The organism is [Anoxybacillus] calidus (genome assembly GCF_013760845.1).
Lineage (GTDB): Bacteria > Bacillota > Bacilli > Bacillales > Anoxybacillaceae > Paranoxybacillus > Paranoxybacillus calidus.
This window is the reverse complement of sequence record NZ_JACDUU010000001.1, coordinates 457184-469582: the sequence shown is the minus strand read 5'-3', so window position 1 is coordinate 469582 and position 12399 is coordinate 457184. Positions and strand designations below refer to the sequence as shown.

Genomic DNA, 12399 nt, shown 5'->3' with positions numbered 1-12399 from the left:
TCCAACAATCAATAAGTTCATCATACAAATCCCTCGCATCTCGTAAATAAATGGACTTCCATTGAAATCTTTATTTCATTTTTGATCAATAATGCCTTCAGAACAAATAGACTCCCCTTTCACTTCTCCCCTGCATCCTTCTGTTTGTTAAAAAGTGATACTACTGATTGAAGTATCGCCACCCGTCCACTTTAAAATGGTTTTGCTTGATGTTTATATCCTGCTTTACTTTTTCTATAATGGATTGATATAGAAGCTTTTGTATATTCCCTCTGCGTTTCATTTACGAAGTTATAAGTGCTTGATGAAAATAGCAAGCCGCTTTCGCATACTCTTTCTCTTTGAGATAAATATGAGAGAGCCGATCATGATCAACAGAATGATCCTCTTGTAGCTTTAGTGCTTTTTGCTTGTTACGGATTGGACTGATTCGACATTTTGAAATATTCCCCGAAACGACCGTACAAATGAAAGAGCACTTTTTTAGCTCTTGGCTCCTCTTGAAATCTTTCTCTCTTTTAATCTACTTTTTTCGAGATGTGGAAGAAACAAATGCTCCTGCATAACACAATCCCCTTTAGACGTTGTGTGATAGGCTGTCACAGTTCTTTGTGTATAGTTATCCATTGAACGCCTGCTCTAAGTCTTGCCAAATGTCTTCCCAGGCTTCGAGACCAACGGATAAGCGAATAAGTTGATCAGTAATGCCCATGTTTTTTCTTACATCTTCTGGTACAACGGCATGAGTCATTGTAGCAGGATGTTGAATAAGTGTTTCCGTATCCCCCAAACTTACTGCAATTTTAATGAGTTGGAGGCGATTTAAAAAGCGTTGCACATCTTGTTTTGTGCCTTTCACTTCAAAAGAAACGAGACCGCCGCCAAGCTTCATTTGTTTTTGGCTAATTGGATAATCCGGATTGTCTGGATCGTTCGGGTAATAGACGTTAGATACGAGCGGATGCTCTTTTAACAGCTGTGCTATTTTTTCTGCGTTTGCACAATGACGATCCATTCTCACTGGCAATGTTTTCAGTCCTCTTAATAATAACCAAGCATCAAATGGAGAGATAATCCCACCAATATCTTTTTGCGTTGTCTTTGCCACCTCCTCCATAAACTCCTTACTACCAACCGCAATGCCAGCGACGACATCACCGTGACCGCCAATATATTTCGTCGCGCTATGGACGACGACATCACATCCAAGCGCCAGCGGTTTTTGTAAATATGGAGAACAAAACGTATTATCGACAACTACTTTAATCCCATACTCTTTAGCTACCTTGACGACCATTTCTAAATCGATGAGTTTCATCGTTGGATTAATCGGTGTTTCTACGTAAAGACAAACCGTTTCTGGACGAATGAGACGACAAATCTCTTCTTCTGTTTCCATCAAACAAAAATCATGCGAAATGTTATATTTCTTTTTTAAAAACTGCAATAAACCAAACGTGCAGCCGTATACTCCTTGCGGACAAATTATATGATCGTTCGCTTTTGTCAAAGTAAGCAATACAGCGGATACCGCTGCCATCCCCGAACCGAACGCAAGCGCTGCCTCGCCACTTTCTAAACACGCCATTTTCTCTTCAAGCGCCCTTACAGTTGGATTGGCAAGCCTTGAATAAATATAGCCTCCCTCTTGTCCTGCAAAACGAGCCTCTCCTTGTTCAGCGGTGTCAAATGTAAACGTCGACGTTTGAAAAATCGGCACCGCCAAACTGCCAAGATGTTGCTTTGTATCATAGCCATGATGAATGACTAACGTTTCGAATTGTTTTTCCTCATAACTCATGAAAATCCCCCTATTTGTAAAAAATACCCCCTTATATGTTATGTATACGCTACATAACTTTCGTTTGTAAGCGTTTTCTAAAAATTATGCTTTATGAAGATACTTCAACATGCATGAGCGAGTAAATGGGAGATGAATCAGTTTCAAACAAGCGGAACAGCAGGAGTCGCTTGGTCAACTTCCCTTCAATAGAAGGGATTACCCAAGAATCTCCTACTTCAAACGACCTGTAAGGGGGTTCAGCGGGAGTAGTTCAAGCAAAATGGAATAAATATAATAACCATTCCGATGAACCTCTCCCACCAACACTTCGCTTAGGGGAGGGAGACTTCCCGGAAAAATGTTAAATCACTCTACTCAAAAACCATGTTTATTAATAGCTAGCATTTCTCCAAGAATAGCTTGAATTCATTTTCTGGTCATCATACTATTCCTTGTTCGTGTCCCTTAAATAATAAATATAGTCTGTCGATACTCCCTGATAACCCAACTGCCGAATCATCGCTGCAATATTGCCGCGATGATAAGTTCCATGGTTTACGATATGATAAATAATTTCGCGGATGCTGTTACGAAAATGCTCGCCTTTTGTGTTCGTATAAATGACCGGTTGTTCCAAATCATCTATTAGATTGAGAAATTCTAACATCTCATTATGTAAATAAGTAAATGCATCATTCATTTCTTGCGTTGTTATAAATGGTTTCGCTTCGATCGAATTCACACTTTTTCCGCTTATTCTTAAAAACCATAATTCATCGACAACATACATATGAGCAAAAGTTTGTGAAATGGAAGGAAAAACGCTATTTACTTCCTTATGAATTATTTCTTTTGGTAACTTGCTCAGATGTTCGATCAGTTGTTTGTTTGCCCACGAGTGATAATCAAAAAATTGTAACGTTAACTTTTTCATTTTCTAATCCCCCTAATTTTTACAATATACAACCATTTCGCTTCATTTTGCAGAATTCCTACCACATGTTTCTGTGTTTTTTTGATTGGATTAGGCAATTTTTTGCTTGCAGCCATCGTACATTAAGGATAAGATAAATGGATTGTTTCACTTTATATAGGTCTTGACAAATTTTCTTTTTCAATGGATAATTTTCAGAAAAATCACTCATATAAAAACGGTACGGGACTAGTAAATCTATGAAACGTGCAAGAGAGTGGAACTCATAGGCTGGAAGGTTCCTCACGGGAAGTAGATTGAACCTGCCCTAGATGGCCGCTTATGCAAACATAAGCCGTCTTTCCCACGTTACGGGACGAAAGGTGGGTGCGCATGCGCCAAAAAAGGTGGTACCGCGGAACGCTTTTTCCGTCCTTTTACAGGAGGGGGAAAAAGCGTTTTTTATTGTTAAAAGAAAGGGTGGTGTGATGAAAAAACAACGAGTCGTCGTCAAAATTGGCAGCAGTTCTCTCACCGATAAGAAAGGCACGCTTTCTCATGAAAAACTTTTTGAACATGTTGAAGCGCTCGCTTATTTAAAAGAGTTAGGGCATGAAGTCATTCTCATCTCTTCGGGTGCGGTCGCGGCTGGTTTCGGTCCGCTTGGCTATCCTTCACGACCGAAAACGACAGCAGGAAAACAAGCGGCTGCTGCTGTCGGGCAAGGAATACTCATGCAAGGCTATATTTCTGCATTTCGGAAATTTGCGATTGTCACCGGACAAATTTTACTAACGAGAGAAGATTTTTATAGCCGGGAACGGTTTCATAACTTATTCTCCACCATGTCTGAATTGTTAGAATGCGGTGTATTGCCCATCATTAATGAAAATGATTCCGTTTCTGTTGAGGAACTGACCTTCGGTGACAACGATTTATTATCCGCTCTCGTTAGCGGCTTCTTACATGCCGATGCCCTAATCATTTTAACGGATATTAACGGTTTGTACGATCGTAATCCGAAAACGAATCAGGATGCGAAAAAATACAACTTTCTCGCCGAAATCACGGACGATTTAATCGAATCAGCAGGCGGCAGCGGTTCATCGGTCGGAACCGGAGGGATGAAATCAAAACTTCTCGCAGCACAAAAAGCTCTTTCCTTTGGAGTGAGTGTGTTTGTTGGAACAGGCGTGGGAAAAGAAAAGCTTCGCGACATTTTAGAAGGAAAAGGAAATGGGACATATATTGGTACCCCGTTTCAATCACACATGCAAATGAGAAAACAGTGGATTGCCTATCACGCACAAGTGGCCGGAAAAATTGAAGTCGATGAAGGGGCAGAAACCGCCCTTTTACGGCGCGGAAAAAGTTTGCTTCCAGCTGGTGTAACGAACGTTTTCGGCACTTTCCAAGCGCTTGATGTCGTCGAAGTCGTCAATCAAAAGGGAGCCGTCATCGGCAGAGGGCAAATTTACTACTCTTCCGCCGACTTAGAAAAAGTGAAAGGATGGTCAAGCGACCAAGCAAAACCATATTCGATCAATCAACGCCCAGAAGTGATCCATCGCGATAACTGGGTATCATTGAGAAAGGAGAGTTTTGTGAAATGAGCGAGTTACTGACAAAAGCCCAACGATTAAAAAAGGCATCAAAAACATTGGTCGTTCGATCAGCGAATGAAAAAAATGAGACACTAGCCATGATTGCCGATGCCCTGATGGAACAAAAAGAATGGATTCTCGAAGAAAATGAAAAAGATGTCGCTCTTGGAAAAGAACACGGACTTTCCCCTGCTTTGATTGATCGCCTGCAGTTAACCGACGAACGCATCAGGCAAATCGTTGATGGCGTTCGCCAAGTGATCAATCTTCCTGACCCAATTGGCGAGACCGTTGAAGAATGGACTAGGCCAAATGGATTACGGATTCAAAACATTCGCGTTCCTCTTGGCGTCATCGGTATGGTGTATGAGGCGCGGCCGAATGTCACCGTCGACGCAGCCAGCCTTTGTTTAAAAGCAGGAAATGCGGTACTGTTGCGCGGAAGCTCCTCGGCGCTCCATTCGAATAAAGCGCTCGTTCACGTGATGCAACAAGCTCTTACCCATTCGTCTATTCCTGCGGATGCGATACAGCTTTTGGAAGATACAAACCACGAAACCGCCCAGCAAATGTTCCAACTAAATGGGTACTTAGACGTATTAATTCCACGAGGGGGCGCCAGCCTCATCCAATCCGTGATTCGAAACGCAACCGTTCCTGTGTTAGAAACCGGAGTTGGCAATTGTCATATTTTTATTGATGAATCTGCCCAAAAACAAATGGCCATTGACATCGTCCTAAACGCCAAAACACAGCGTCCATCCGTTTGCAACGCCGTCGAAACCGTTTTAATTCACGAAAACTGGCCTCATGTTCAAGAGTTACTAGAAATTTTACACAGTAAAGGCATTGAACTTCGTGGCGACAACACCCTTTTCTCCTCGTACTCGTTTGTTCATCAAGCCAATGAAACGGACTGGAGCACGGAATATTTAGCACCCATTTTAGCGGTCAAACTTGTGAAAGATGTGAAAGAAGCCATTCGCCATATTGACCAATATGGAACAAAACATTCCGAAGCGATTGTTTCTGAGGATCAAGAAAATGTTCACTTATTCTTTCAATCGGTAGACGCTGCTGTTCTTTACCATAACGCATCCACCCGCTTTACAGATGGCGAACAATTTGGCTATGGAGCGGAGATTGGGATTAGCACGCAAAAATTGCATGCCCGCGGTCCAATGGGATTGCGCGCGATCACCACAACGAAATCGATTGTATACGGAACAGGACAAATTCGGGTGTAAAAAACAGCCAGCCTCCATATTGGGGGCTGGCGTTTATCAATCGCTAGTTTCGTATAAACCCTCCTTCCGAGTGAATCACTTGCCCTGTAATCCATTCCGCTTCTTCGCTTGCGAGAAAGCGGATGAGCCGAGCAGCATCATGTGGTGTTCCGATTCTTCCAAATGGAAACTTGGGAAGGAGTTGTTGTTTGATTTCTTCGTCCATCCAACCTGTATCCGTTGGCCCTGGGTTGACCGCATTGACGGTAATTCCTTTTTCCGCGACCTCAACAGCAAACGTTTTCACAAATGCCTCTATCGCGCCTTTCGTGGCAACATAGGCAATCTCTCCCGGCATCGGTCCTAATGACTGCCCTGATGTCATCATGATGATTCGGCCGCCTCGTTGTTTTTGAAATACTTTCGCAAATTCGACACTAAGCATAATCGGCGCCCTTACGTTGACCAAATAGTGCCGATCCAACATGTCACTTGTCAATGATGAATAATCAGACCGATCAGAGTAACAGGCATTGTTGACTAAAATATCTGGTTCTCCTAGCGTATGAATAGCGGCTTGCAATAATTGTCTTGGCGCATCTTCTTTTGATAAGTCCATCTCTAGGCAGTGGCACGTGACACCTAATTCCTCTATTTTTCTTTTCATCCACTGTGGCTCGTTTCGTTCCATCCCCCACGGCATCGACTCGTCGTATGCGCTCCAATAGGTGAAAAAAATATCCGCTCCCGCTTCAGCTAACGCCTCACAAATAGCAGCGCCAATTCCTTTCATCCGGCTGACTCCTGTCACAATGGCGGTTTTTCCTTTTAATAATCTCAACGTCAACACAATCACCTCTGTTGCAACTTTTTCACATCATGCACAACCGCAACAATCATACCAATCTCTTCCCCGATGATCGTTCTCCATTCCATCTTATAATCTCTCCTTCCATTCGTTCGTATTTACTTTCATCAATACACTTGCTATAGTTTCAAGTGAAATTGAAATTTAGACAATACTGAACGATGGAATCTTTAAAATCCCCTAGGTTATTAGATTTGCTGTGCCATAAAAAACAAGATGGTATACCCCAACTTTTTACAGCCTTTTTCTTTTTTGATTTCTAATCGTTTTTATTCATAGTATTCTTTTCCAAACTCTTGATACTTTTCTTTTGGTGTGAGTAGATAGTACAGCATTTTAAGTATATAAATCAAATTTGATTTTTCGACATATTTAAAAAGTGACTTGTCATCTCTTAATAGGGCTCGAGTCTATTTTCATATTGCATTCATATTCATATGTCGAGAATTTATATAGTTGACCACAATGGCTTTTTTACTTCTCAGATGAACGGGAATTCTCCTACACTTCGCATATAAATATCTTTTTTGAACGAATCGAACTTTTCCTGGGCGTGACAGTGCACGCATACAAAAAAACCCACTTCATAGGTAGATTTTAAATCTTCATATCTACCTATAAAGGGGTTTTACGAAAATCTTTATCGTCATTCGTCCATAAAATGGATAAACCGCAATTAATTTAGTTCTCTAATAATATATTGCGAACTGACCCAGCCCACACGTCCATCTTTTAATATGATTTTATACCAAGAATTTTTGATTTCTAGCTTTCCATCGGTTGTTAACGCCAGCTGAACATACTCTCCCATTTTTAGCTGGCCGATTGGAGCCTTTTCCGTTGATGGCGTCGGTCTTACATTTAATGTGATCGTATTGACACTGCCTAAGTTTTTGACCGTAATGTACTTTTCATAGTCATAAAATTTAATGGAATTCGTCCAATATTCTTGATTGTTGTATGTTAAACGAACCCAGTAATCATTCGTTTTCTCCAGCAACATAAATGTAGATCCCTTTTTCAAAGTGGTTATGCTTTTATCCGCCCTTTTTTGAGCGTATAGCGGAAGGTCTTGATTCGCCACCGCTACAATATTTGTCGGAAACACGTCCGATCCTTGCGGAATACTTGGTAATGCAGGCACTGTTTCGTTTGGTTTAGCGGATTTGTAATAATTATTATCATACGCCAAAATATTGGTCATATGGCGAGCGATGCTTTGTCCCCAATACGGATCGCTGGCGTAGTAAAAATTCATGCCTTCACTGCTCTCATCGACACGTGTTCCCGCTAATGTATTGGTACGAAACCCGAGATATGCTCCTTTAAAATACGGATAGGTCGGGTTTAAATACGTTGCTTTCAGTTTTCGAGCGATATAATCAATCGATTCTTCTACAGACAAAAAGCGATATGCCGCAACAAACGGGGTCGCGTCATAAGCGCCGTAACCGAATAAATTATATTTCATAAGCGCCAGTCTCGAAGTTCCGAAAGCACTTTCATGAATCGCATGCGCAGCTAAATATAACGCATTAACTCCATATTTTTTACCGGCATCGATAAACGCTTGTCCTTTTCCTAGTAAAACGCTTTGCTTATTTGTTGAATTGACATAATTTTCGATATACCGGTTTATTTGTTGAGCCGTAACCGGAGCGGTTGTCCGTAAATCAATAAATTGGTAGCCGTCCCGCACTCCGTTTAAAGGTGCTCCTGTTATGACTTGTGTCACATAATCTCCAGAAACGTAACCGATGGTATTATTATATGTTATTTTGTACCAATTATTGGATGTTTTATGGGTCGGTACAATAATCGTTCCCTTTGAAATCGTTGTAAGGATAGCAGAGTCTGTATTCGGTTCTTTTCGTACATTTAAATTCGCCCTTACCGCAAACGTTTTGCCAGAAATCTCTTGTTCTGTGACAGGAGCAGTGGATGAATTACCCGGTTGTTTTGGTTGCTCTTGTGATGGTTTCTGTTGAACATTGCCCCCTGTGTAACGAGCAAAATCGCTGATATAAATATAGCCAGTTTTGTTTTTATAGGTAACTTTATACCAATTTCCAACACTAAAACTAGATGAAAGAATGGTTCCTTTTGCAATTTTCTCTAACTTTGAGTATCCACTTCCAAAGGAAGAATATAAAAATGTTTCCTTATTCGCTATATATTTCGTTTCCGAAAAACTTTTGGATGAAACTTTTTCTACGTCACTACCTATGACATACAGGTTTTTCCCATTAAAAGACACTTCGTACCAAGTTTGGCCGATACTATTTACTACTTTTCTAGTTGAATATAATCCGTTACCAATGGCTAAACTAGTAATAGCTTTATTTTTCATATTTGGTGTGCTATAAAGATTAGCTTGTTTCTTTGTAAAATAATATGTACCGCTCGTTTTTATATATTGATCATATTCTTTTAAATAACTGCCACTTACCCAGCCTGTTTTTGTATAGCTTTTCTCTTTCGACGTATACTTGTAGGAAACTTTGTACCAGTTCCCCTGTTTCTCTGTTGCCGTGACTGTTTTTCCTTTCGGAATGGTAATGATCACTTTGTACTTCGTTCCCGCTCCCGACCGCATGTAGAGATTAGCAGTCGTTTGATACGTTGTTTTGTTTAATTTTACCGTACTCGCTGCCTCTACTGTACTTACGTTCCACGGAATCATAGAAACCCCCGCAGAAGCAACTAAAAGCCCCGCCGATAAAACGACAGCTTTTCCTATATTTTTCATCTTTTCGTGCTCACCTACTTCTCTTTTTTTCTATCTCCTTACTGAGAAGCGACAAAGAAAAACTGAACAATATTTTTCTACTCTTGCTTTTATTATCGGTTCATTTTCAAAAATGTTAAGTGATTCGTAGATGATGATGTATAAAATTTTGTGTAAAGCATTTTACTAGAATGAACCTCTCCCACCTACACTTCGCTTAGAGGCGGGAGATTTCTCGGTGAACATGTTAAAAGAAAAAAAGCAGGGTATTCTCTGATTTAGCCATCACACATTCAGAGAAAGGATTACCCCACCTATGTCTAAAAGCTACTGAATGTAGACTGGACCAATTAACTGAAAAATATCATTCGTCAGTTTGTAAAGAAAAAATTAGGGCCAATCATGCGTCAAGAAATAAAAAATTTTCTCGAAATTAAACAGGCTGGAACGTCGAATATGAGAAACGGCTACTATCTGCGAAATCGATATATAACTGACTAACTGTTTCGACTCTGTTTAATTACTGTCCCTCGTTCTTGTACTAGAATTACGGTTGCCAGTGCTATCTGTCTATCATTTCTTATCAAGTGGGAATCGAAAAAGCGTGCGGTGAGATCAGAAGCGAAAAACATCCCCGATCAAAAAACCAGGGAGAAGAGGAGATTTATTTAATTTTACCATCCATTTACAAAAGGGGAAGTGGGAAAAACTTAATACTCTAAGCGAGGGCTATTTTTTCAAGTCACATTGGTGATCACCGCTATACTTTACCTTATGAAAACTCTTTCTTCTTAACATCCTGTTTTATAATTTAACCAATTATCCGCTGAAATCTTTTCAACAGTAAACCAATCACCAAAACATGAATGAGTACACCAATGATGAACTGCCACCAAAACGATTCATTGGTGCTGCTCGTAAACAATTTCACGGCCCAATATGGCGGCAAGATCATGCCAAGCATCGACCATTTCGAATCGACAAAATCAATGACAATCGGAGTGCTTTTTTAAACATATGAATCATTTTATTTATATTCATATAAAAATAGACAGCCCTCTAAATATAGAAGACTGTCTATCTTCGTTCCACTAAAGACACTTTAGCTTAGTGTTGCCTTTTTTAAAAGATTCTCTAAAACAAGAGCCACCCCATCTTCGTCATTCATCGCTGTGATGAAGTCGCTATTTTCTTTTACTTTCGGAGCAGCATTTCCCATCGCCACACGATAACCGGCAACGGCAAACATCGAAAGGTCATTATGACTATCTCCCATGGCGACGGTGTCTTTCATATCGATCTTATAATAGGATGCGAGTTTGGTTAGCGCATGGCCTTTCGTCGCCTGTTCGTGGTTGATTTCAATATTGTTTGGATGCGAAGAAGTCACCGTCACACCGGAAATGTCTTTAAATTTCAATGAAACTTCTTCTAACCTATCTTTATTTAATGAAAAAATAAGAACCTTATAAAACACCGTATTCTTTTCCAGCCAGACTTCATGAATGTCATTCACATATGTAACGATAGCTTGTTGAAACTGCTTCTTCACAATCTCTCTTAAGTCAGGGTATTCTTCTGCGACACTGTCCGCAAGCTCCTCGAGATGCTTTCGGTTATGCAAACCGACATATACTGCATCATTCGTATAAATTTCACAATATAAATCTGGCTGCTGGCGAATCCACTCCAGCACAGGAATCAACTTCTCTTTCTCTAATGGAACATCACCAATCAGTGTCCCATCTTCAAGGGTAATTGAAGCGCCGTTCAGACCGATGATCGGACAAACAAGACCTGCTCTTTCCAGCTGTCTGTAAGCATCGTTATACGCCCTGCCTGTCGCAATCGCGACGATATGCCCCGCCTTTTGCGCACGCACAATGGCTTCTTTATTTCCCTCACTAATCCGTCCTTCTGAATTCAACAACGTTCCGTCCATGTCTAAAGCAATAAGCATAGCTAGATCCCTCGTTTCTTTTTGGGATTTGGCTTTCAAATCGCCATCTTTATCGCTGACAAATGCAGCTTTACTATATTAAAACTCTACCTCATTATAATACAAAATTGGGATTTTGAGGATGAAATTATATAAAAAAGCGACCCCTGTTCCGATGGATCGCTTAACAGCCGAAAACAAAGCAATTTTTTATAACTTATATAAAAAATTAATTGTGTCGTAAACCAACTATTCTGTTGTAAAATATATAAAACAAATTTTCTTAATAAACTAAATTTTCGTTCATTGGAGGTATTGTTGTGAGAGCCATTTTAGTTACTGAATTCGGTCCCCCTGAAGTTTTGAAATGCACGACCGTCGACGTACCGTCGATAACCTCTCGTCAAGTTCTAATTCGAGTTGAGGCGACCAGCGTGAATTTTGCTGATATTAAGTCCAGATACGGAAAAAAAGGCTCAGGCAAGCTTCCATTCATTCCAGGTCTCGACGTAGCGGGGGTTGTTGAAAAGGTCGGATCCGATGTTAAGCGCTTTACTGAAGGACAACGAGTCATTGCGTTTCCTAAGATGGGCTCCTACGCTGAGTATGTGGTGGCGGATGAAATTCTTACGTTCGCAATTCCTGATAATGTTGATTTTGACACGGCGGCAGCTTGCCCTATTGTTTCTTTCACTGCTTTTAAGTTACTTGCAGATGTTGCAAGATTAGAACCAGGTGAAACGGTTCTTATTCATGCAGCAGCTGGCGGAGTTGGAACAACAGCAATCCAGCTAGCCAAAATTTTAGGTGCGGGTTGTGTGATCGGCACAGTAGGCAGTACCACAAAGATTGCAACTGCTTTAGACGCAGGTGCCGATCATGTGATTTGTTACGAGGATGTTGATTTTGCCGAAAAAGTAGTGGAATTAACGAATGGTCGAGGGGCTGACGTAATATTAGATTCGATCTCTGGTCAAGTATCAGAGAAAAGTCTTGAATGCCTCGCTATGTACGGAAGGTTAGTTCACTTTGGAAACTCTAGTGGTTACGTTGGACGTTTTCAAACCAAAGATTTGCATTCTAGTTGTCGCTCTGTTCTTGGCTTTAGCTTAGGTACGACAAGAAAAGAACGCCCTCACCTTTTACATAATGCAGCAGATCATGTTCTCCGCTATTTGGCAGAAGGACGTTTGAAAATGAAGATCGGAAAGAAGTTTGCACTCGAAGAAGCAGTAGAGGCACATCGTTGGGTCGAAAGCAGAAATAGCACGGGAAAGGTTTTGTTGACTGTTCGAAATACATAACTGATAGGTGTGAGAGAAACTGAAAAAGGCAGTG

The 12399-nt window shown here is 40.7% G+C and carries 8 protein-coding genes and 1 pseudogene; 4 read left to right on the top strand and 5 right to left on the bottom strand.

The window, feature by feature from the left end:
• Nucleotides 1-619: 619 nt before the first annotated feature.
• Together megL and HNQ85_RS02615 are read right to left on the bottom strand one after the other, a co-directional pair.
• The gene (gene megL / locus HNQ85_RS02620; RefSeq protein ID WP_181535924.1) at nucleotides 620-1801 is read right to left on the bottom strand and encodes a methionine gamma-lyase; all 1182 of its coding nucleotides are present in this window, start codon (nucleotides 1799-1801) and stop codon (nucleotides 620-622) included.
• Between the two features lie 427 nt (nucleotides 1802-2228).
• On the bottom strand, nucleotides 2229-2717 hold the full coding sequence (locus HNQ85_RS02615) for a DinB family protein (RefSeq protein ID WP_181535922.1): 489 nt from the start codon (nucleotides 2715-2717) through the stop codon (nucleotides 2229-2231).
• Between the two features lie 467 nt (nucleotides 2718-3184).
• Between HNQ85_RS02615 and proB the strand changes: the two genes are divergently transcribed.
• Nucleotides 3185-4309, top strand: coding sequence for a glutamate 5-kinase (proB, locus tag HNQ85_RS02610; RefSeq protein ID WP_181535920.1), 1125 nt, complete (start codon nucleotides 3185-3187; stop codon nucleotides 4307-4309).
• Entirely contained in the window at nucleotides 4306-5547 is a 1242-nt protein-coding gene (locus tag HNQ85_RS02605; protein ID WP_181535918.1) for a glutamate-5-semialdehyde dehydrogenase, read from the top strand. Before proB ends, HNQ85_RS02605 begins: the two co-directional genes overlap by 4 nt.
• A 43-nt stretch (nucleotides 5548-5590) precedes the next feature.
• Here the strand turns inward: HNQ85_RS02605 and HNQ85_RS02600 are convergent, their stop codons facing one another.
• The gene (locus HNQ85_RS02600) at nucleotides 5591-6367 is read right to left on the bottom strand and encodes an SDR family oxidoreductase (protein WP_181536488.1); all 777 of its coding nucleotides are present in this window, start codon (nucleotides 6365-6367) and stop codon (nucleotides 5591-5593) included.
• A gap of 703 nt (nucleotides 6368-7070) precedes the next feature.
• Entirely contained in the window at nucleotides 7071-9143 is a 2073-nt protein-coding gene (locus HNQ85_RS02595) for an SH3 domain-containing protein (protein ID WP_181535916.1), read from the bottom strand.
• Between the two features lie 333 nt (nucleotides 9144-9476).
• Between HNQ85_RS02595 and HNQ85_RS17490 the strand changes: the two are divergent.
• Nucleotides 9477-9605, top strand: a pseudogene (locus tag HNQ85_RS17490) (IS256 family transposase); the annotation flags it as partial.
• A gap of 619 nt (nucleotides 9606-10224) precedes the next feature.
• On the opposite strand, the gene HNQ85_RS02590 reads toward HNQ85_RS17490, so the two are convergent.
• Nucleotides 10225-11082: a Cof-type HAD-IIB family hydrolase gene (locus HNQ85_RS02590; RefSeq protein WP_181535914.1), complete on the bottom strand. Its 858-nt coding sequence runs from the start codon at nucleotides 11080-11082 to the stop codon at nucleotides 10225-10227.
• Nucleotides 11083-11381: 299 nt separating this feature from the next.
• Here HNQ85_RS02590 and HNQ85_RS02585 point away from each other — a divergent pair, with 299 nt between their 5' ends.
• The gene (locus HNQ85_RS02585; protein ID WP_181535912.1) at nucleotides 11382-12365 is read left to right on the top strand and encodes a zinc-binding dehydrogenase; all 984 of its coding nucleotides are present in this window, start codon (nucleotides 11382-11384) and stop codon (nucleotides 12363-12365) included.
• Nucleotides 12366-12399 lie beyond the last annotated feature (34 nt).

Coding starts and splice junctions, on each gene's coding strand:
- megL (WP_181535924.1), bottom strand. CDS start 1,801: ATGAGTTATGAGGAAAAACAATTCGAAACGTTAGTCATTCATCATGGC.
- HNQ85_RS02615 (WP_181535922.1), bottom strand. CDS start 2,717: ATGAAAAAGTTAACGTTACAATTTTTTGATTATCACTCGTGGGCAAAC.
- proB (WP_181535920.1), top strand. CDS start 3,185: ATGAAAAAACAACGAGTCGTCGTCAAAATTGGCAGCAGTTCTCTCACC.
- HNQ85_RS02605 (WP_181535918.1), top strand. CDS start 4,306: ATGAGCGAGTTACTGACAAAAGCCCAACGATTAAAAAAGGCATCAAAA.
- HNQ85_RS02595 (WP_181535916.1), bottom strand. CDS start 9,143: ATGAAAAATATAGGAAAAGCTGTCGTTTTATCGGCGGGGCTTTTAGTT.
- HNQ85_RS02590 (WP_181535914.1), bottom strand. CDS start 11,082: ATGCTTATTGCTTTAGACATGGACGGAACGTTGTTGAATTCAGAAGGA.